Consider the following 20102-nt stretch of genomic DNA (forward strand, 5'->3'; position numbering starts at 1 on the left):
GGGGTCGCCGGTGCTGGTCGGCGAGTAGGTGGAGTTTGGTGGTCAGCCCGCCCCGGGAGCGGCCCAGGGCCTCGGCCCCGTCCGGTTCGTCCCGTGCTGTTTCCCCTTTTTCGCCGCTCCGGCGGCGTGCTGGTGGGCCCGCACCGTGGTGGAGTCGATGCCGACGATGAGTTCCTCGCCGCTGTCGGCGTCGATGCGCAGCCGGTCGGCGATGCGTTGCCAGGTGCCGTCCAGGGACCAGCGGCGGTGACGGCCCGCGACGGTCTCCCAGGGGCCGTAGCGGTCGGGCAGGTCCCGCCAGGGGATGCCGGTACGGGCGCGGAACAGGATGGCGTTGACGATGCGGCGGTGGTCGGCCCACTTCTTGCCCTTGTGCGGGTCGGCGGGCATGAGAGGGGCGAGCAGAGCCCACTCGGCATCGGAGAGTTCATGACGTCCGGGCACGCCATCCACGGTGCCAGAACAGGCCCTGCCACACACCCACTTCTAAAAAACAGGCCCTAGTGCTGCAACAACCTGTCGTTGCAGCACTAACCCACCGTGAGTAGATCCAGACCCGACGAGGGCTGTCCGATTCACCAAGGTTTTTTGTGAAGAAATGAGTATAATGGGTGATTTGTACTTTTGAACAAGGCCTTGGGTTAATAATTGATATTTGTGAAAATAGTAACATTTGCTATTAATCCTGCCTTGTGTCGTATTTTAGTTTCAATTCGGTAAAGATGGCTCCTGGGATCGACTGGGATGGGCGGAGTGTCTGTGGGCTGAAGTAACGTCCCAAGGCATTAGTTCCTATGAGAGGTGGTCTTGTGTCAGAGTTGCCATGGAAAAGCGAAATTTCGCTTCGTTCGTGGAGCGATCGATCGAATACAATTGGGTACATTTCGGGTGGTATGGCAGTTCAGGCCTTCCTGTTGAAGCAGGTGATAGATCTTTTGCCGGCTCCTGGGGAAGCAGTCCTTCATTTTAAGGCGCCGAACGGAAAAGAGATAGCTATGCAATGTGAAAAGTTGGCTGTCCATCAACTCTCCACGGCAAAGTTCGCGGTAAAAGGGAAAGGGGGATCTTGGGCCCCAAGTGCCGAATCTTTGAAGTGGAAAGAGTCTGAAGATGATAAATATCTGGCCAGCCATATTCACTCAAATGTGAAGTTTTTCGGAGAGGCTCTTGAAGCAATTGACTCTAACACGTCACATGCGGACCTTTTGCGTATAGCCCGCGAGATATATGGGCTGCCATGGAATAGTTCTGATCAGGTTCGGCGAAGGATTGGATGGCTAAGGAGTCTTGGTTTTGTTGAGCTCTGGGGGCAAAGGATTGTTCGGACTAGTGAGGGTGACTCACTTCTAGGAGGCCTAGAGTTGTGCTCTCCCGAAGTTGCACGAGGGGAAGTGGGGCCGCAAGAAATTGGCGATTATTCCCATGTTGGCTCAATTGACTTTCCTGATATTACCCAGGAAGAGCTCAGGAAAAGGAAAGCTACAATCGGGTATATCCCGCGAGGCAAAAAAGCCATAGGAGAAGCTACTGAGGAGTCGGTTCTCTCTCCGATTCAGGCGATGCGTGAGATTGCTCGTCTGGTGCGGGAGAATCCGAATAAAGAAGATTTTAAAGAAGCCAGCAAGGAGGCTCTTGGGATTAGCCAGGCTTCTTTTAACTCGATGCTGCACGCTGCTCGTGGCATGGGTCTGCTTGAACAAGTTGCGATGAATAAATATGCAGTTTCTGTAGGTATTTCTGAGCTACTAAATCCAGGGAGGGAAGTCGATCTTGTAGGGTATCTCCATTCAAATTACTCATTTTTTGGAGAGATACTGAAGTATTTGGATAATCCGAAGGCTACCAGTGCGCTCGTGGAAATAGCCGAGGAGCGCTATGGGGTAAAACAGCTAACTAATAGTGAAGTCCGGCTTAGGTTGGGGATTCTAGAGAATGCTGGTCTTGTATTCAGACTGGACTGGCAAAGGTTCTCGCGAAATAGTTCAGGGAAAAATTTTGCGGATAGGGTAACGCTGCAGCGAGAACTGGGGCTCGATAATAAGTCAAGTGTAACTGATGACTCTGAGAATATCGAAGATCTCAATCGAGATACCTTTTCTGGCGTGCCCGATATTGAGAAAGGTCTTCGAAAATTTGGCACTAGCGGTACGGACAGCCTTGCTTTTGAGAAAACAGTAGCTGCAGCCTTCAGCGTGCTCGGCTTTAAAGTCGAGCACATAGGAGGATCCGGTAATACAGACGTGGTCGCCGTCGCAGAGTTGGCTCCTGCAGATAGATATAAAGTCATTATCGACGCCAAAAGCTCCGGTTCTGGTGTGATCTCTGAATCGCATGTTAAGTTTGATGCACTTAAGGATCACAAGAAAAAGAATGGAGCAGATTTTATAGTGGTTGTCGGCCCCGGGTTTGCGGCTCGCGTTAAAGAATGGGCCGTGGATCATGGAGTTGCACTATTTCTTGTTGACGATCTAATTGACATTATTAGAATGCATTCGTTGAGCCCATTGGGGCTTATGGATTTTAAGGATGTCCTTGGTAGGAGTGAGCTTCACGTTGAGGAGATGAGAGAGCGCTATCAGATTTTTAGCCATAGGTCCTTGCTGACCTCCAAGGTGATGGATCTGTCTTTTCAGGAAGCGAATGATGAAGATCCGCTTTCTGGCGGTATGATTAGTGAGGAGAATATATCCTATGTTCTTAGGAAAGAGATGGATCCGCGTCCTTCCTCGGATGATGTCAGAGAAGTTCTTGAGTTTCTGTGTAGTCCTATGGTCGGGGCACTCGAAGAAAATAAGGGGAAGTATAAAATCGTGGACTCTCTGCATAATGTAATGATTAGACTCAGGGGTCTTGGTGCTGCTGTTGGCTCCAGTTGACATCGGATTCGATTCTTGCAGTCTTTTTGGATTAATTGAGGTTGTCTCAGCGAGTTTTATTTCCATGCGTTGTTAAGGACGAGGACGGCTTGAGCGATGGCTCCGATCCGGCTCGAGCTCAACGTGACGTGTTTCAGGGCTCACCAGCGCTGCTTCAGTTCGGCGGCGGCCCGTTCTCCCAGCGCGTGGTTACTGCGCAGTAGCTGGCTGCGAGCACGGTTGTCGCTGGTCAGTGGGCTAGGAATGTCCGGGTGCGGGTGCGGGTGCGGGTGCAGCGGAGTGTGAACTCCGATTCCGGCTCCGAGGTAGCTCGCATCCGCCAGGGCGAACAGCCCTCGTGCCGCGGCTGGGTAGAGCACGGGCAAGGCGTGGATGCGGGTGCAGGCCAGGACGTGTCAGGAACCGGGTTCGACCTCGGAGACCCACAGCGAGGTGCCGTCAGGGGCCTCGAGGAACTGGAGGTTGTCTGCGAAGTGCTTGGCCTTGCCCGAGTACCAGGCGTCGTTGTAGTTGCTGTCGGCGACGGGGTCGCAGTCGATGAGGGTGCCGTCCAGGACCAGGAGGTCCATGTCCTGCCCTTGGCATTGTTGGAGGGCCTAGTGCAGATCGGAGACTTGGTCGGCTAGGACGTCGATGGCCTCGCGCAGGTAACGGTAGCCGGTGGCCTGGGAGATGTGCTCATCGCGGGCCAGGCGGTGTATGCACCCGGCTTCACGGAACCAGCACAGGGCGTAGAGCGTTTGGCGGAAGGGGACCAGGGTGCGGGCGCCTTGTGGGGTGTCGATCATGCGGTGGTGGGCGGCACCGTGAGCCCAGCCGCGAGTACAGGTGCCCCATCGCGGTAGTTTCGGGTTATGAGCGGTGACGAGGACGGTGAGGGCCGGTGGGTGGTGCACGGCGAGCGCACCCTGTACGACAACCCGTGGGTGCAACTGGGTAAGGCCGACATCACCACACCCTCGGGCAACAGGTTCGAGCACCACACCGTGACTCTGCCCTCGGCCGCGGTGATCGCGATCCTGGACCGCACCGAAGAGCACGTGCTGATGAGCTACCGGCACCGGTTCGTGCCCGACGTGTGGGGCTGGGAGCTGCCCGGCGGGCTCCTGGATCCCGAGGAGACACCGGAACGGACCGCCGTTCGCGAAGCTCTGGAGGAGACCGGGCACCGGGTCGGTTTGATGGAGCACGTGGCCACGTTCGAGCCGATGATCGGCACGGTCCGCAGCCCCCACCACGTCTTCGTCGGACGTGACGTCGAACTGATCGCGGACCCGACCGAGTTCGACGAGGGCGTCTATGAGTGGGTGGCCCTGGCCAAGGCCCGTGCCCTGATCGCTGAGGGGCGTGTGCAGAGCTCAGGCACCCTCATCGCCCTACTCCACCTGCTCGCCTCCTGACAGAGCCCGAGGTTCCAGTAACCGGGCCAGACGGGCGCGTTGGCGGACCGAACCGGAGCGCTTCGACAGCTCGACGGCGCGTTGTGCCTGTCCACGGGCCTGGGTGAGGTCGCCGTAGGCGGCGTAGGCCATGGCCAGGTCGGTGCGCAGGCCGGCCTCGGCGCGCCCCAGCCCCAGGGACGCGATGTCCGCCAACGCCCGGGTCAGGTCCTCGACTGCCTCGGGCACACCGAGGCGTGCAAGGCAGTGGCCCCGCCAGCGCAGCAGGTGGGTCTGGTCCAGCATGAGGAATGGCAACGCGGGATCATCCGGCTGCTGGGGGAGAAGAGCGAAGGCCCGTTCCAAGGCCTTCTGGGACTCCACCTTCTGCCCCAGACAGGCGTGCACCTCTCCTTCGGCGGCCCACATCCACGAGCGCAGCAGCGGTGGCAGCGCTCCACCGCCGTCCTTGTGCGCGGCTCTGAGCACGGTGAGTGCTTCCGGTGCTTGGCCGCTGTCCAGCAGTACGTAGATCTGTTCGGCGCTCACGTGGGCCAGGATTACGGGGTCCCCGCTCTCGCGAGCCGCCGCCTTGGCGAGTTCGTAGTAGCGCCAGGACGTCGCCGCGCGTCCTGAATCGAGGGCCTGCCATCCGGTCAGGGACGCTGCTTCGGCCAAGGCGCGGGCCAGGCCGCGCCGTGCGGCCCCCGGGATGGACTGGCGTAGCAGCTCCTCCATCTGCTGGACATGGGCCTGACTCTGCGCCAGGAGGTAGTGAGCACCCAGTTTCCGGTCGATCAGGCGTAGGTTCTGTGTCTGTTCCTCGAACAGGGTGATGAGCGTCTGGTCGATTGAGGCGACTTCCAAGCGCTCCCCCACCTGGTGACCGAGAGCCTGTGCGCCCAACGGGGCGACGGCAGCGACGCGGTCACCAGCGACAGACTTCTCCGTGTCTGTGAGCGGCTGTCGGGGTGCCAGGCCGAGCAGGACACGTGAGGGGTCGGGCATGTCGAGCCCGTCGGCGATCCGCTCGATCAACCGCAGTGAACTGACCGTGCGCCTGCCGCTCAGGATCTCGCTCACCCGTCCCTGGGCGATGCCAGTCACTGAGGCGATCCGTGTCTGGCTCGCACCGTGTGCCTGGGCCAGCCGGAGCAGGCCGGCGATGTCGCGCTCACGCAGGGCCCGCTGTGTCTCCTGACGTCCCCAGGCCCACGCCGGGATGGTGATCTGTTCCCAGGAACGACCAGGCATGGATTCCCTTCGGCCGACGCGGACTCGGCCCCGATTATCTCTGAGGGGGATATCCATCAGGAATGGGAGGAGCGGTACCCGCAACGGAATCGTCGCCTGTGACGCAACCTCCCCGCTCCATCGCGAGCGCCGTCACAGGAGCCTGTCCATGGACGTTCCCCCGATCCTCGAGCCCGTGCCGACCTACATCGGCACCGACACCACCCTGCGGGTGAAAATTCTCGACGCCTGCGGTATGACCTGCACCTTCTGCCACAACGAGGGCACACCCGTCGTGGTCGACAACCGCAACCGCGGCCCTGGACCTTTCATCGCTTCCGGTACCTCGGGGCGGATGTCGATCTACGCCGCCACCAACGGAGCAGCCTTCCTGCCCGCCACCATCGCGCCCGATGAGAACTTCGCTCATGCCCTGCGGCAGCTACGCCGGAGCATGGGGTTCACCGAGCTCCACCTCACCGGAGGAGAACCCACACTCCATCCGCGCCTGCCCGAGCTGGTCCGCCTGGCCACTGCCCAGGGCTACCAGGTGTGCATGACCTCCAACGGCGAGAACGGGGCCCGGCAGATCCCTACCTGCGCCGGGGCGGGGCTCGACCGTGTCAACTTCTCCGTCTTCGGCACCACACCCGAAGAACTCGCCCAGGTCCAGCACGTCCGCTTCCGCGACCCGGCCAAGGCCGCCACCAAGATCGAGGCCCTGCACGCCTCCATCCGGGCCTGCGTCGACCACGGGGTCCGGGCCAGCGCCAACATCGTCGTCCTCGACCACACGCACATCGACCGCGTCCACCGGCTCCTGGACACCTACGCCCCCGAACTGTCCGTGCGCCTACTCAACTCCCTCGACCACGGGCAGAACTCCATCAACGCCATCCACGAGCTCCTGGCCCAACGCGGTGCCGTCACCGAGGCCCACCACCTCACCGCCGGAGCCTCCGGAGCACGCACCGCCTACCGCATCGACGGCGGGCAACGCCGTATCCACGTCAAGTGGATCCGCCCGGTACGCCTGCCCACCACCTGCCAGGGGTGTCGGTTCAACAACGACACCGACTGTCAGGAAGGCTTCTACGGCCTGCGCCTGTACCGCGATCGTCATGGGCGCTACCTGGTGGGTGTGTGCCTGCAACGCATGGACCTGTGCCAGCCGATCGAGGACTTCCTTCGCTCCCCCGTCAAGGACGAGATCCTCCGCCTTCGCCAGACCGACCGTGACAGGCTGGAAGCCGCCCATCGGGCCCCCGCGTCTTTTCCCACCACGACACACAGCACGGAAGGAAACCCGACGCCATGAGCGCGATCGAGTACGAAGCCAAGGTCCTGGACATCGACGTCGACCAGGTGACCCAACGCATTCTCGACAAGGGCGGCACGGACCTGGGCGAGGCGCTTCAGCGCCGCTACGTCTACGACATCGAACCCGGCGACGCCTCCCGCTGGGTGCGCCTGCGCGACACCGGCAGTCAGGTCACGCTGACGGTCAAGGAGATCGACTCCGACGCCATCGGCGGCACTCGCGAGACCGAGACCGAGGTCGGTGACTTCACCACCGCCAACGCGCTGCTGGGCAAGCTCGGCTACACCCCCAAGGCCTACCAGGAGAACCGCCGCCACAGCTTCACCCTGGACGGCGCCCAACTGGAGATCGACTCCTGGCCGCGTATCCCCGCCTACCTGGAGATCGAGGCCGACAGCCCCGCCGAGGTGGTGCGCGTCGCGGCCCTGCTCGGCTACGCCGAGGCGGACCTGACGGGCGAGAACACCACCAAGGTCTACGCGCGCTACGGCATCGACCTGTCCGCCATCACCGACCTGCGCTTCGGCGCGGAGTGAGTTCCCAGCTGTGGCGTGCCTGAGCTTCCGGGGTGGGTGTCTCCACAGAAAGGTGTGAGGCTGTCGAGCGTCAGGGGGAGAAGTCTGAGGTCGGCGTCCGCGCGTGTGGCACGGCGACCGGGACAGGACCCCGGAAAGCAATTCGGCCAGGTGTTCGGAAAACCCCGAACGACCTGGCCGTCTGTGTGTCTGGAGCGGATGACGGGAATCGAACCCGCGTTATCAGCTTGGGAAGCTGAAGTTCTACCATTGAACTACATCCGCGCGGCACCGCCGGAAGAACCCGGCTGGCAACGGATGCCATCCTAGCCCAACTCCGGGGCGGGTGGGCAACTCGGCGCGGACCGCCACCCGGGCGGGGAGCGCCGCTACGCTGCGTTGCCCCAGGCGGTAGGTTCGGACCGTGCTGCTCTCCGATCGCGATATCAGGTCCGAAATCGACGCCGGGCGGGTCAGGATCGACCCCTTCGACCCCGGCCTCGTCCAACCCTCCAGCATCGACGTCCGGCTGGACCGCTTCTTCCGGGTGTTCGAGAACCACAAGTACCCGCACATCGACCCCTCGGCCGAGCAACCGGATCTCACCCGGCTGGTCGAGACCGACGGTGAGGACGCGTTCATCCTGCACCCGGGCGAGTTCGTGCTCGCGTCCACCTACGAGGTCGTCAGCCTCCCGGACGACATCGCGAGCCGCCTGGAGGGCAAGAGCTCGCTGGGGCGCCTGGGGCTGCTCACCCACTCCACGGCCGGGTTCATCGATCCGGGCTTCTCCGGGCACGTCACGCTGGAGCTGTCCAACGTGGCCACCCTGCCGATCAAGCTCTACCCGGGCATGAAGATCGGCCAGCTGTGCATGTTCCGCCTGTCCTCCCCGGCCGAGCACCCCTACGGCTCCGCGGGCTACGGATCGCGTTACCAGGGGCAGCGGGGGCCGACGCCGTCCAGGTCCCACCAGAACTTCATCCGCACCCCGATCAGCCCGGAGAGCGTCTAGCCGGGACCGGGGGCAGACAGGGCGTTTTGTTTACGGTACGGTCCTGAACGGACACGGACTGTCGTTTGATCCCCCTGTCACTAGTATGTGACTAAGGTCACTATTTTTCCGTGTGTGGTGTAAATCACAAAGGAGCCTTTCGGGGCTCCGGCATCCGCTGCCACAGGTCGGCGGACCGTTTTTGCGACGTTTAAACATGTTATTTGGTGGTTACTTAGCGCCTGAACTGTACGTACACACCTCGGTAAGGTTGCGCCCCGACGTGAACCAGGTAGCGGTTCCGCCCTGATGAGGGGCGCGCAAGGGGGCTCCGCGCACGCCGACTACCTGTGGGAACCGCGGGTCGGCGATGGGGCGGAACTGTTGCCCCGGCACGCCTCGCGGTCGGGACAGCCCCCTAGAGGAGACCGTGCCAGCAGTACGCGCAGACCACTTGTACAAGGTGTTCGGCAGACAGTCCAGAGCCGCCGTCAAGCGGCTCTCGGACGGCAGCCACCGGGACACCATCGCCGACCTCGACGTGACGGCCGCCGTCATCGACGTGTCCTTCGAGGTCGAACCGGGCGAGATCTTCGTCGTCATGGGCCTGTCCGGATCGGGGAAGTCCACCCTGATCCGGATGCTCAACGGCCTCCTGGAACCCACCGCGGGGACGGTCGAGGTCGACGGCGTGGACATCACCGCGCTCAGCAGGAAAAGCCTCCTGAAGCTGCGGGGCGAGAAGATCAGCATGGTCTTCCAGCACTTCGCGCTCCTGCCGCACCGCACGGTCCTGGAGAACGCCGCCTACGGCCTGGAGCTGCGGGGCCTGTCCCGCGCCGAGCGGAGCCGCAGGGCGGGGGAGACCCTCGAACTCGTGGGGCTCGGCGGTTGGGAGGACAAGCTCCCGCACCAGCTCTCCGGAGGCATGCAGCAGCGTGTGGGCCTGGCCAGGGCACTGGCCGCCGACACCGACATCATCCTCATGGACGAGGCGTTCAGCGCCCTCGACCCGCTCATCCGGCGGGACATGCAGACCCAGCTCCTGGAACTCCAGAAGAGCCTGGGCAAGACCATCGTCTTCATCACGCACGACCTCAACGAGGCCATGCGCCTCGGTGACCGGATCTGCGTGCTGCGGGACGGCCGCGTCGCCCAGATCGGCAGCGCGCAGGAGATCCTCAGCGCGCCCGCCAACGACTACGTCGAGCGCTTCATCGAGGACGTCGACCGCACCCGCGTGCTCACCGCCGCGTCGGTGCTCGACCCGAGCGCCCCCGCGGCCGACTCCTCGGCGCCCGAGGTCGGCGCCGACACCCTGGTCGCCGACCTGTACGCCAGCGCGGCCGCCTCCGACCGCCTCCGCGTGGTCGACGAGGACGGCACCGTGCTCGGCACGGTGACCCGCAACTCCGTACTGGCCGCGCTCGCGGGCGGGAAGGAGACCCCGTGACACCCGTTGACTTTCCGCCGTCCCTGCCCATCGGTGACGGCTTCGAGGCCCTCAACGCCTGGCTCAAGAGCACCTTCGGCCTCTTCTTCGACGCCGTCGGCGAGTTCATCCGCTGGGCCGTGAGCGCCCTGTCCGGCTTCTTCACCGAACCGGCCGCCGGACAGCTCGCCTTCGTGGCCGCCGTGATCATCGCCGTTCCGCTGCTGCGCCGCCGGCGGCTGCCGCTGGTGGTGATCGTCGCCGCGGTCTCGCTGCTCTACGTGCTGCACGCGCAGTTCGCGCTCGGCAACACCATCGTCAACAGCCTGCCGCCGCAGCTCTTCCTGTGGGCGATGAACCTGTTCGACCAGCAGTACGTGGACGCCTACTTCTGCATCTCGCTGGTCTTCCTGGTCGCCGTCACCGTCCTGGGCGTGCTCGACCGGGGCACCCGGGTGCGCACCGGCGTCGTCGCGGGCGGCTGGCTCGTGCTGGTCCTGCTCGGCTGGCTCGTGCTCCCGATGCTGGTGACCCGGCCCGGGGCACTGCTGATGATCCTGCTGCTGAGCCTTCTGGCGCTCTCGGTGGCCGGGTGGCGCATGGGCCTGTTCGGCCTGATCGCCCTCACCCTGGTGGCCTCGGTCGGCCAGTGGACCAACGCCATGGACACGCTCGGCCTCGTCCTCGTGGCCAGCGCCATCGCCGTGGTCATCGCGATCCCGATCGGCGTCCTGGCCGCCTACAACGACCTGGTCAGCAAGATCGTCAAGCCGGTCCTGGACCTGATGCAGACGCTGCCCGCGTTCGTGTACCTGATCCCGGCGATCTTCTTCTTCTCCATCGGCGCCGTCCCCGGCGTGGTCGCCACCATCGTGTTCGCGATGCCGCCCGGCGTCCGCCTGACCGAGCTGGGCATCCGCCAGATCGACAAGGAGCTGGTGGAGGCGGGCGAGTCCTTCGGCGCCTCCCCGACCAAGGTCCTCACCGGCATCCAGCTGCCGCTGGCCCTGCCCACCATCATGGCCGGGGTCAACCAGGTCATCATGCTCGGACTGTCGATGGTCGTCATCGCGGGCATGGTCGGCGCGGGCGGCCTGGGCAGCGAGGTCTACCAGGGCATCACCCGCAACGACGGCGCCCTCGGTTTCGAGGCCGGTATCGCCGTGGTCATCCTGGCGATCTTCCTCGACCGCCTGACCGCGGCCGTCACCCGCAACAGCCCGCGCGCGGCCGCGTCGGCCGCCTGAGCGGCGTGCCCGCCCCGTCCAGCCCCGCACACCGAATTCCCCGAGGGAAGGAACCCCACGATGTACAGCCGTAAGCGCATGGCGGCCCTCTCCGCCGCCGGCATGAGCGCCGCGCTCCTCCTGACCGCCTGCGGTGGCGGTGGCGGTGAGAGCCTGACCGGCCCGGAGGAGGGCGGCGGCGAGGACGCCAAGGAGATCAACATCGCGCTGATCGCCTGGGAGGAGGGCATCGCCGTTACGCACATGTGGCAGGCCATCCTGGAGGAGAAGGGCTACGACGTCACGATCACCGACGTGGACGTCGCCCCGATGTACCAGGGCGCGGCCAACGGCGACGTCGACCTGTTCCTCGACACCTGGCTGCCGGTGACGCACGCCGACTACTGGGAGGACTACGGGGACCAGCTGGAGGACCTCGGCGCCTGGTACGACAACGCCAAGCTGACCATCACCGTGCCCTCCTACATGGAGGACGTCAACAGCATCTCCGACCTGACCGACCACGCCGACGAGCTGGGCGGCCGGATCGTGGGCATCGACCCGGGCGCCGGGCTGACCCGCGTCACCCAGGAGGAGGCCATGCCGGGCTACGGCCTGGACGAGGACTTCGAGCTGGTCACCTCCTCCACCGCCGCGATGCTCGCCGAGCTCGACTCGGCGATCACCGAGGAGGAGCCCATCGTGGTGACCCTGTGGCGTCCCCACCCGGCCTACGCCCAGTACGACCTGAAGGACCTGGAGGACCCCGAGGGCCTGATGGGCGACGCGGAGACCATCCACGCCGTCGGCCGTGACGGCTTCGGTGAGGAGTACCCCGAGCTCACCGGTTGGCTGGAGAACTTCCAGCTCAGCGATGACGAGCTGGCCACCCTGGAGGTCCAGACCCTCCAGGAGCACCAGGACGACCCGGAGGCGGGCGCCCGCGCCTGGCTCGCGGAGAACCCCGAGTTCCTGGAGCGCACCCTGGGCGGGGACGCCGAGGGCCTGGAGTTCTAGAGGCGCGCGGGGCGGTTTCCCCCGCACGCGCACCGGCCCCGGAGAGCACTCCGGTACCGCGCATACGAGAACGGGCCGCCCCGAGGGGGCGGCCCGTCCGCGTTCCCGGAGGCCGCACGCACGCGGCCCCGGACGCGCCGTCAGGGCGCGTAGTAGCCGCCCTGGGCGCCTCCGTAGCCCTGGTCGAGCTGCCTGCGGCGCTCCCGCCTGGGCAGCAGGTAGGCCGCGAGCATGCCGCCGACGAACCCGAAGAGGTGCGCCTGCCACGAGACGCCGGGGTACTGGGGCAGGACCCCCCAGATCATCGTCCCGTAGAAGAGGACCACGCAGATCATGATGACGATGTCGATGGTCTTGCGCTCGACGATCCCGCGCAGGACCGTGTAGCCGAAGTAACCGAAGACCAGGCCGCTGGCGCCCACGGTGAGGGAGAACGGTGAGCTGAACAGCCACACGCCCACACCGCTGACCAGGATGATGATCAGCGTGGTGAGCAGGAACCGCCCCAGGCCGCTGAACGCGACGAGCGAGCCCAGCACGAGGAACGGCAGCGAGTTGCCGATGAGGTGTTCCAGGTTCCCGTGCATGAACGGCGCGGTGAACACGGTCCAGGGCCCCTGGAGGTCCCAGGCGCGCAGACCGTACTGCTGGTCGAGCCTTCCGAGGAGCACGAAGCTGTCGAGGATCTCGAAGACCCACATGGCCGCGAGCATCCCCGCTACGGTCAGGATGGCGGTGATTCTGGACTGCTTCACCCCATCGAGAGTAGAGGACACTGCCTTGCGGCGGTATGTCCGTACGGGGCGTGGTGGGTAATTGCCCGAAGTGTCGGTATATGTCGCGGCGGGTCGGCGCGAGTGGTGCCGCTCCGCGCGGAGGAGGGGGTCCCGGTCCCCGGCAGGGGTGGGCGCGCGCCCCGAGGGGGCGGCCGCCGCGCTCAGGACGTCAGGGAGCGCCCGCGCGGCGGGATGCCCGCCACCGCCATGAACGACTCGACCCGGGCCGGGCTGGTCATCCCGGTCAGGGGGAGGTAGGCACGCGAGGTGCGGCGGCTCTGGAGCGAGGGGAAGCGCTTGGGGCGCCCGGCGTTGTCGTACAGGCCCAGGGAGCGGATGCGGCCCGGCAGCACGTAGTAGGAGCCGATGTCGTGGAAGGGCACGCGCACGATGTAGCGGCCCCGCTGGTAGCGGAACTCGCCGTCGGAGACCTCCAGGACGGGCGCCTTGATCATGTGGCCGTGCGCGGCCAGGGCGGCGCCCATGAGGGCCAGGAGGACGCCGAGGGTGATGTTGGCCCAGTGCGAGACGTCGACCGCGATCGCCAGGGCGCCGAGAGCCACCAGACCGTAGCCGCCCCACAGCTCCAGGTGCTTGCGGCCTACGGGGCAGACCAGGCGAACTGTTTCGGACACGGCACAAGCCTCTCTCAGTGGGCACCGCGGGTGGGATGACGGCAATCGCCGTTCAAAACCCTATCGGCTCCGGCGGCGCGTGGACGGTGGTTTCGGACAACCGGAGCTGTGGATTTCCGTACCTGCCTGGTGTGGTCTGCACCTGCCTGAGGGGTTAGGGCGCTCGTGTCTGATTAACATCACGTCATCCTATGTTTGTCGCATTCTGTTTCCTGTGGGAGTCGCCGTGAAGGCGAACGGGGAGCTGTCGCGAACATTCGGGATTATATGTGCACTTTGGGGACTTTTGTCCGTTTTCCTCTGTGTAGTCATTTGGGACGTCCGGGTAGTTAAACGACGTTTACTTTACCTTGGTTGTTGTTCGCCGACGTAACTAGCCCGCAATGTATTTCTGGCTTGTCCGAATCCGGAGAGAGGGTCCGTTCTCCTGGTTCTGGGCTCTGACCTGCGGTGACCCCCATGTCTGGACGGGGTATGAACTTTGTGTCGGCGGCTCGGTGCGATGGGCGCGAACCGGTTGCGGATGGGTCACGAATCCAGCAGTAGGGCTATACAGACATTTCGCTCAATGGTCTTCTGATCGACTAATCGCCTAGTTCTGCGGGGCGTGTGCGAACCACACAACCCCGAGGTTCGGCTCGTATTAGTGATCAAGGGTGTAACTGATGCACAAACGAAGGAAGACGCTCGCGCTCGCCGCGGCGGGCACCTCCGCTTTGATGGTGCTGACCGCCTGCAGCGGCGGCGGTGGTGGCGAAGGCGAGCAGGAGAAGGAGGTCACATGGGTGATCAACAGCCTTCCCGCCGCCTGGGGAGCCATCAGTAGCGCCGGAGGCAGCGTCTACGTCATCCAGGCACTCTCCGGCGTCGTGCCCTTCACCGGGCAGTACCAGCCCGACGCGACGTACGAGTACAACATGGACGTCCTCGCCGAGGAGCCCACCCTCATCAACGACAACCTCGACGAGGGACCGTTCCAGTTCAGCTTCACCCTCGCAGAGGACGCCGTGTGGAACGACGGCACGCCGATGACCGGCGAGGACCTGCGGGTCACCAACATGATGTCCGCCTCCCCCACCGAGGGCTACTGCGACACCTGCGACTCCCGGGGCACCACCGGCGCCGACATGGTCGAGGAGGTCGAGGTCGACGGCAAGACCGCGACCTTCACCCTCAAGGAGGGCCTGTCCAACCCCGAGTGGATGGGCATGTTCGACGCGCACAGCGTGGCGGGCGGCTTCTACCCGGCGCACCTGGCCGAGGAGAACGGCTGGGACGTCGACGACCCCGCGCAGCTCGGCGAGTACTACGCCTGGCTGCACGAGACGCGCCCCGAGTGGTCCGGCGGCCCCTACCAGATCGTGGACGGCGACCTGGAGAACCAGGTCGTCAAGGAGCCCAACCCCGAGTGGTTCGGTGAGACGCAGCCCGCGCTCGACCGCATCATCATGCCGTACAACACCGACGAGGGCACCTTCATCCCCGCCTTCCAGAACGGCGAGATCGACGGCGCCAACCCCGCGCAGTACAGCGAGGACATCATCACCCAGCTCCAGGGGATGGAGACCGCCACGCTCACCATCGGCGAGGGCAACATCTGGGAGCACATCGACATCAACACCGAGAACGAGTGGCTCTCGGACGTCGAGCTCCGCAGGGCCGTGTTCACCGCGATCAATCGCGACGAGATCGCCAGCCGCAACTTCGAGGCCGGATACCCCGAGTACGAGCTGAAGAACAACCACATCTTCGGCAGCGACAGCGAGTACTTCGAGGACCTCGTCTCCGAGTCCGGGCAGGGCAGCGGCGACGTCGAGGCCGCCACCGCGATCCTGGAGGAGGCCGGTTACGAGCTCGACGGGGACACCCTCATGCTCGACGGCGAGCAGGTCGGCCCGTTCCGCCTGCGCAGCACCGACACCGTCATCCGCAACAACTCCGTGCAGCTGATCCAGGCCCAGCTCGCCGAGATCGGCATCGAGACCACCATCGAGATGACCGACGACCTGGGCACGATGCTGGCCGAGCAGGACTACGACATCGTCCAGTTCGGCTGGAGCGGCAGCCCGTACTTCGCCTCCAGCCCCGAGCAGTTCTGGCACTCCGAGAGCACCAGCAACTTCGGCGGCTACTCCAACGACGAGGTGGACGAGCACGCCGAGGCCACCGCGACGGCCGCCAACCTGGACGAGGCCGCCGAGCACGCCAACGCCGCCGTGGCCGCCGTGGTCCCGGACGCCTACGTCCTGCCGATCGTGGCCGAGCCCAACTACTTCTTCGTGAACGACAGGCTCGCCAACGTCGAGGACAACCTCCAGTCCAGCTACCGCGCCACCTACAACATCGGTGAGTGGGACCTCGCCGAGTAGTTCGCGGCACAAGGCCCGTGGCCCGGGCCCGGGAGAACCTCCCGGGCCCGGGCTGGTCCTCGTCCACCCCTGAAGGATCACACTCATGCTCGTTTACACGGTGCGGCGCGTCCTGGGCGCGATACCCATCCTGATCCTCGCGTCCGTGCTCACCTTCGTCCTGATCGACATCTCCGGTGATCCCCTGACAGAGCTCAGGATGCAGCAGCCGCCCCCGGACCCCTCGGTCATCCAGCTCCAGGAGGAGCGGCTCTACCTCGACCGGTCCATGCCCGAGCGCTACTGGCTCTGGATCACCGGCATCGGCGGCAACGGGGACATCGGACTCCTCCAGGGCGAGTTCGGCCCCTCCACGCAGAGCAACAGCTACGACATCGGCGCCAACATCGCCGAGCGGCTGGGCACCACCCTGCGCCTGGTGGGCGCGTCCATGGTCTTCGCGCTGGGCCTGGCCATCCTGGCCGGCGTCGTCAGCGCCATGCGCCAGTACTCCAAGCTCGACTACACGCTCACGTTCATCGGCTTCCTGGCCCTGTCCATGCCCGTCTTCTGGTTCGCGGGCATCATGCAGCAGGCCGGTGTCAGCTTCAACGACCTGGTGGGCGACCAGGTCCTCGCCACGATCGGCGACGGCGTCTACCAGGCACAGGGCGAGGACTTCTGGGGGCTCGTCACCAACGCCTTCGCCTACATGACCCTGCCCACGATCGTGCTGATGCTGACCAGCTTCGCCTCGTGGAGCCGGTACCAGCGGACCTCCATGCTCGAGGTGCTCAACAGCGACTACGTCCGCCTGGCACGCGCCAAGGGCCTGCCCAACCGCGTCGTCATCCGGCGCCACGCGCTGCGCACGGCCCTCATCCCGCTGACCACGGTGGTCGCCGTCGGCATCGCCGGGATCATCGACGGCGCGGTCCTGACCGAACGCGTCTTCCAGTGGCGCGGCCTGGGCGAGTTCTTCATCACCGCGGTCGAGAAGAACGACTCGTACGCGCTGATGGCGTGGCTGCTGCTCAGCGGTGTCATGGTCATCGTGGCCAACCTCATCGCCGACCTCCTGTACGGCGTGCTCGACCCGAGGATTCGCTATGAGTGAGAAGAGGGCGCCCCAGGCGCCGCGGAGCGCCGACGCCGAGAGCGTCGGAGGTGCCGAACGCACCCAGTTCCAGATGATCCTGTCCCGGTTCCTGCGCCACCGGGCCGCCATGATCAGCCTGGTCGTCCTGGTGGTCGTCGTCCTGGCCGCCTTCGTGGGCCCGCTCCTGTGGAGGTGGGACCACACCGTCCACCTGGAGATCCCGCCGAGCGTGCCGCCCAACGCGGACCACCCGCTGGGCACCACCACCGCCGGGCACGACGTCCTGGGCCAGCTCATGCGCGGCGCCCAGCAGACGCTCAAGGTGGCGTTCACGGTGTCGGTCATGGGCACCGTCATCGGCTCCCTGTGGGGCGCCACGGCCGGTTACTACGGCGGCCGGATCGACACGCTCATGATGCGCGTGGCCGACGTGTTCATGATCGTGCCCCTGCTGGTGATGGTCGCCGCGATCGCGGGCAACGCCCGCGCCGGGACCACCTGGTACGCGGTGGCCCTCATCATCGGCTTCTTCTCGTGGGCGCAGATCGCCCGCGTGGTGCGCAGCGTGGTCCTGTCCCTGCGCGAGCAGGAGTTCGTGGAGGCGGCCAAGGCCGCGGGGGCCTCGCCCGGGTGGATCATCGTCCGCCACCTGCTGCCCAACGCGGCCGGGCCGATCATCGTGGCCGCCACGCTGCTGATCGCGGTGGCGATCCTGCTGGAGGCGGGCATGTCCTTCCTCCAGTTCGGCATCCAGCCCCCCGACATCTCGCTCGGCCAGATGATCAGCGACGCGCGCACGGCCGTCTCCACCAGGCCCTGGCTGTTCTACCCGCCGGGCCTGCTGCTGCTGGTGATCTGCCTGACGATCAACTTCATCGGCGACGGGCTGCGCGACGCCCTCGACCCACGACAGACCATGGTGCGGCGATGACCACGACTGACCAGATGAGCAACGAGGAGACCGCCCCGGCCGGGACCGGCGACGTGGTCCTGGAGGTCAGCGACCTCAGCGTCACCTTCCCCTCCGACGACGGGCCGCTGCCCGCCGTGCGTGAGGTGTCCTACGTCCTGCGCCGGGGCGAGGCGCTGGGGATCGTGGGCGAGTCCGGATCGGGCAAGTCCGTGACCTCGATGGCGATCATGGGGCTGCTGCCCAAGAACGCCCGCGTCGAGGGCTCGGCCAAGGTGCTGGGCCAGGAGGTCATCGGCCTCAAGGACGCGCAGATCAGCAAGGTCCGCGGCAACAAGATCGCGATGATCTTCCAGGACCCGCTGACCTCGCTGAACCCCGTCTACACCGTCGGCTACCAGATCGCCGAGGCCGTCCTGGCCCATCGCAAGGTGGGCAAGAAGGCGGCGATGGCCCGGGCGCTGGAGCTGCTGGAGCTGGTGGGGATCCCCAGTCCCGAGCAGCGGATCAAGCAGTACCCGCACGAGCTGTCGGGCGGCATGCGCCAGCGCGTGGTGATCGCCATCGCGATGGCCAACGAGCCGGACGTCATCATCGCCGACGAGCCGACCACGGCCCTGGACGTGACCGTCCAGGCCCAGGTCCTGGAGGCGCTGGAGGCGGCCCGCAAGGAGACCGGCGCCGCCCTGGTGCTGATCACCCACGACCTCGGCGTGGTGGCCGGGCACGTCGACAGGATCGGCGTGATGTACGGCGGCCGCCTCGTGGAGATGGGTCCCGTGGAGGAGGTCTTCTACCGCCCTCGGATGCCCTACGCCCTCGGCCTGCTGGGGTCGCTGCCCCGCCTGGACGAGGATCGCCACGAGCGGCTCACCCCCATCGTGGGCACCCCGCCCTCCCTGCTCTCCCTGCCCACCGGGTGCGCGTTCTCGCCGCGCTGCCCGATGGCCCGGGACCTGTGCCGCGAGCGGGAGCCCCTCCTGCTCGCGGTCGGCGGAGACGGGGAGCGGGTGCGCGTTCCGGTGACGGACACCTCCGCGCACACGGCGGCCTGCCACTTCAGCGAGGAACTGGGGGGCGCCGCACCGGCCGACCTGTTCCGGGGGACGGCGGTGGAGGCCGAGACCGTGACGGAGGTGGAGGAGGCCGAGAAGCAGGCGCAGGAGGCGCGCGCCCAGATCGGCGCGGAGACCGCCGCCCCCGTGGACGGGGAACCCCGTGAGGCCATCCTGACCGTCAAGGACCTGGTCAAGAACTTCCCCATCCGCTCCAAGGGCCTCCTGCGGCGCAGGATCGGCGAGGTGCAGGCGGTCTCCGGGGTCTCCCTGGAGCTGCGCGAGCACGAGACCCTCGCCCTGGTCGGCGAGTCCGGGTGCGGCAAGTCCACCACCGCCCGCCTCATGCTCCAGCTGATCAAGCAGACCTCGGGCGAGGTCAGCTACATGGGGCAGCCGCTGCACACGCTGTCCCCGCGGCAGATGCGGCCGCTGCGCCGCGACCTCCAGCTGGTCTTCCAGGACCCGTTCGCCTCCCTGGACCCGCGCATGACGGTCTCGGACATCATCGCCGAGCCGCTGCGGATCCACGGCCAGGGCAACGGCACCGCCAAGAAGCGGGTCAGGGAGCTGCTGGACCTGGTGGGGCTCAACGCCGAGCACGGCTCGCGCTACCCGCACGAGTTCTCGGGCGGCCAGCGCCAGCGCATCGGCATCGCCCGCGCGCTGGCGCTCAACCCCAAGGTGCTCATCCTGGACGAGCCGGTCTCGGCGCTGGACGTGTCCATCCAGGCGGGCGTGATCAACCTGCTGGAGGACCTCCAGGACGACCTGGGCCTGTCGTACCTGTTCGTCTCGCACGACCTGTCGGTGGTCAAGCACATCGCCGACCGGGTGGCCGTGATGTACCTCGGCAAGATCGTGGAGACGGGGACGACGGCGGAGCTGTTCGGGGCGCCCTCGCACCCGTACACGCAGGCGCTGATCTCGGCGATCCCCCTGCCGGACCCGGTCAAGGAGCGGACCCGGGAGCGGATCGTCGTCACCGGCGACGTGCCCAGCCCCGCCGACCCGCCCTCGGGCTGCCGGTTCCGGACCCGGTGCCCGAAGTTCGCGAACGAGCTGTCGGAGAGCGAGCGCGCCAAGTGCGTGGAGGAGCCGCCGGAACTGATGGACCGGGGGGCGGGCCACCTGGACGCCTGCCACTACTCGCGGGCCAGGGAACTGTTCTGACCGGGGCGCCGTCCGGGTGATCCGGGCGCGGCGGCCGTGACGGGCCGGTGCCGGGGGAGTGCGTCCCCGGCACCGGCCCGATCGCCGTTCGCGCCGCACACGGCGGCGGAGGG

Annotated in this window: 18 protein-coding genes, 1 tRNA gene and 1 pseudogene; 12 read left to right on the plus strand and 8 right to left on the minus strand. The window is 65.7% G+C overall.

The genetic code is table 11. The features are described from left to right. Window positions 1-42: 42 nt before the first annotated feature. A complete protein-coding gene (locus G011_RS0105370) occupies window positions 43-444 on the minus strand; it encodes an IS5 family transposase (protein ID WP_026338047.1) in 402 nt (133 codons plus the stop codon). A gap of 449 nt (window positions 445-893) precedes the next feature. On the opposite strand from G011_RS0105370, the gene G011_RS30965 reads away from it, so the two are divergent. Continuing rightward, window positions 894-2876: a restriction endonuclease gene (locus G011_RS30965; RefSeq protein ID WP_196808492.1), complete on the plus strand. Its 1983-nt coding sequence runs from the start codon at window positions 894-896 to the stop codon at window positions 2874-2876. A gap of 395 nt (window positions 2877-3271) precedes the next feature. Here G011_RS30965 and G011_RS32015 read toward each other — a convergent pair whose 3' ends face one another. Continuing rightward, on the minus strand, window positions 3272-3445 hold the full coding sequence (locus tag G011_RS32015; RefSeq protein WP_019607603.1) for a transposase family protein: 174 nt from the start codon (window positions 3443-3445) through the stop codon (window positions 3272-3274). A gap of 27 nt (window positions 3446-3472) precedes the next feature. Next, window positions 3473-3664: a hypothetical protein gene (locus tag G011_RS32020; protein ID WP_019607604.1), complete on the minus strand. Its 192-nt coding sequence runs from the start codon at window positions 3662-3664 to the stop codon at window positions 3473-3475. 66 nt (window positions 3665-3730) lie between these two features. On the opposite strand from G011_RS32020, the gene G011_RS0105380 reads away from it, so the two are divergent. Continuing rightward, entirely contained in the window at window positions 3731-4276 is a 546-nt protein-coding gene (locus tag G011_RS0105380) for an NUDIX hydrolase (protein WP_019607605.1), read from the plus strand. Here the strand turns inward: G011_RS0105380 and G011_RS0105385 are convergent. Next, complete coding sequence (locus G011_RS0105385) at window positions 4253-5122, minus strand: XRE family transcriptional regulator (protein WP_231391385.1); 870 nt, start codon at window positions 5120-5122, stop codon at window positions 4253-4255. The two genes, G011_RS0105380 and G011_RS0105385, sit on opposite strands and share 24 nt — an antisense overlap. A 135-nt stretch (window positions 5123-5257) precedes the next feature. After that, window positions 5258-5566 (minus strand): annotated as a pseudogene (locus G011_RS32940) (helix-turn-helix domain-containing protein); the annotation flags it as partial. A 91-nt stretch (window positions 5567-5657) separates the two neighbouring features. On the opposite strand from G011_RS32940, the gene G011_RS0105390 reads away from it, so the two are divergent. Next, window positions 5658-6806, plus strand: a complete 1149-nt coding sequence (locus G011_RS0105390; protein ID WP_019607607.1) for a radical SAM protein — start codon at window positions 5658-5660, stop codon at window positions 6804-6806. Continuing rightward, window positions 6803-7345 carry a class IV adenylate cyclase gene (locus G011_RS0105395; protein ID WP_019607608.1) on the plus strand — a complete coding sequence of 181 codons (543 nt, stop codon included), beginning with the start codon at window positions 6803-6805 and terminating at the stop codon, window positions 7343-7345. Before G011_RS0105390 ends, G011_RS0105395 begins: the two co-directional genes overlap by 4 nt. 190 nt (window positions 7346-7535) lie before the next feature. On the opposite strand, the gene G011_RS0105400 is transcribed toward G011_RS0105395, so the two are convergent. Beyond that, window positions 7536-7609: transfer RNA gene (locus G011_RS0105400), tRNA-Gly, on the minus strand. Window positions 7610-7748: 139 nt separating this feature from the next. Between G011_RS0105400 and dcd the strand changes: the two genes are divergently transcribed. The 4 genes from dcd to G011_RS0105420 all read left to right on the plus strand — a co-directional run bounded on the left by dcd (window position 7749) and on the right by G011_RS0105420 (window position 11993). Then, window positions 7749-8339, plus strand: coding sequence for a dCTP deaminase (gene dcd, locus G011_RS0105405; protein ID WP_019607609.1), 591 nt, complete (start codon window positions 7749-7751; stop codon window positions 8337-8339). A gap of 433 nt (window positions 8340-8772) precedes the next feature. Then, on the plus strand, window positions 8773-9771 hold the full coding sequence (locus G011_RS0105410) for a glycine betaine/L-proline ABC transporter ATP-binding protein (RefSeq protein ID WP_019607610.1): 999 nt from the start codon (window positions 8773-8775) through the stop codon (window positions 9769-9771). Next, on the plus strand, window positions 9768-10997 hold the full coding sequence (locus G011_RS0105415; RefSeq protein ID WP_013155533.1) for a proline/glycine betaine ABC transporter permease: 1230 nt from the start codon (window positions 9768-9770) through the stop codon (window positions 10995-10997). Before G011_RS0105410 ends, G011_RS0105415 begins: the two co-directional genes overlap by 4 nt. A 60-nt stretch (window positions 10998-11057) precedes the next feature. After that, window positions 11058-11993 carry a glycine betaine ABC transporter substrate-binding protein gene (locus G011_RS0105420; RefSeq protein ID WP_026338048.1) on the plus strand — a complete coding sequence of 312 codons (936 nt, stop codon included), beginning with the start codon at window positions 11058-11060 and terminating at the stop codon, window positions 11991-11993. 140 nt (window positions 11994-12133) lie between these two features. Here the strand turns inward: G011_RS0105420 and G011_RS0105425 are convergent, their stop codons facing one another. Further along, on the minus strand, window positions 12134-12748 hold the full coding sequence (locus tag G011_RS0105425) for a rhomboid family intramembrane serine protease (protein WP_026338049.1): 615 nt from the start codon (window positions 12746-12748) through the stop codon (window positions 12134-12136). Between the two features lie 182 nt (window positions 12749-12930). Further along, window positions 12931-13404, minus strand: coding sequence for a hypothetical protein (locus G011_RS0105430; RefSeq protein ID WP_013155530.1), 474 nt, complete (start codon window positions 13402-13404; stop codon window positions 12931-12933). Window positions 13405-14069: 665 nt separating this feature from the next. Here G011_RS0105430 and G011_RS0105435 point away from each other — a divergent pair. The 4 genes from G011_RS0105435 to G011_RS0105450 all read left to right on the plus strand — a co-directional run bounded on the left by G011_RS0105435 (window position 14070) and on the right by G011_RS0105450 (window position 19989). Then, window positions 14070-15773, plus strand: coding sequence for an ABC transporter family substrate-binding protein (locus tag G011_RS0105435; protein WP_026338050.1), 1704 nt, complete (start codon window positions 14070-14072; stop codon window positions 15771-15773). 85 nt (window positions 15774-15858) lie between these two features. After that, on the plus strand, window positions 15859-16869 hold the full coding sequence (locus G011_RS0105440) for an ABC transporter permease (protein ID WP_019607614.1): 1011 nt from the start codon (window positions 15859-15861) through the stop codon (window positions 16867-16869). Next, complete coding sequence (locus G011_RS0105445; RefSeq protein ID WP_019607615.1) at window positions 16862-17782, plus strand: ABC transporter permease; 921 nt, start codon at window positions 16862-16864, stop codon at window positions 17780-17782. Before G011_RS0105440 ends, G011_RS0105445 begins: the two co-directional genes overlap by 8 nt. Beyond that, on the plus strand, window positions 17779-19989 hold the full coding sequence (locus G011_RS0105450; protein ID WP_026338051.1) for an ABC transporter ATP-binding protein: 2211 nt from the start codon (window positions 17779-17781) through the stop codon (window positions 19987-19989). The genes G011_RS0105445 and G011_RS0105450 overlap by 4 nt, the downstream gene beginning before the upstream one ends. The last annotated feature ends 113 nt before the right edge of the window (window positions 19990-20102 follow it).

This window comes from Nocardiopsis sp. CNS-639 (assembly GCF_000381685.1).
Lineage (GTDB): Bacteria > Actinomycetota > Actinomycetes > Streptosporangiales > Streptosporangiaceae > Nocardiopsis > Nocardiopsis dassonvillei.

Bases quoted from the DNA above. Each gene is read 5' to 3' on its own strand.
- G011_RS0105395 (WP_019607608.1), top strand. From the start codon at position 6,803: ATGAGCGCGATCGAGTACGAAGCCAAGGTCCTGGACATCGACGTCGAC.
- G011_RS0105450 (WP_026338051.1), top strand. From the start codon at position 17,779: ATGACCACGACTGACCAGATGAGCAACGAGGAGACCGCCCCGGCCGGG.
- G011_RS30965 (WP_196808492.1), top strand. From the start codon at position 894: ATGGCAGTTCAGGCCTTCCTGTTGAAGCAGGTGATAGATCTTTTGCCG.
- G011_RS0105440 (WP_019607614.1), top strand. From the start codon at position 15,859: ATGCTCGTTTACACGGTGCGGCGCGTCCTGGGCGCGATACCCATCCTG.
- G011_RS0105390 (WP_019607607.1), top strand. From the start codon at position 5,658: ATGGACGTTCCCCCGATCCTCGAGCCCGTGCCGACCTACATCGGCACC.
- G011_RS0105435 (WP_026338050.1), top strand. From the start codon at position 14,070: ATGCACAAACGAAGGAAGACGCTCGCGCTCGCCGCGGCGGGCACCTCC.
- G011_RS32020 (WP_019607604.1), bottom strand. From the start codon at position 3,664: ATGATCGACACCCCACAAGGCGCCCGCACCCTGGTCCCCTTCCGCCAA.
- G011_RS32015 (WP_019607603.1), bottom strand. From the start codon at position 3,445: ATGGACCTCCTGGTCCTGGACGGCACCCTCATCGACTGCGACCCCGTC.
- G011_RS0105445 (WP_019607615.1), top strand. From the start codon at position 16,862: ATGAGTGAGAAGAGGGCGCCCCAGGCGCCGCGGAGCGCCGACGCCGAG.
- G011_RS0105380 (WP_019607605.1), top strand. From the start codon at position 3,731: ATGAGCGGTGACGAGGACGGTGAGGGCCGGTGGGTGGTGCACGGCGAG.
- G011_RS0105420 (WP_026338048.1), top strand. From the start codon at position 11,058: ATGTACAGCCGTAAGCGCATGGCGGCCCTCTCCGCCGCCGGCATGAGC.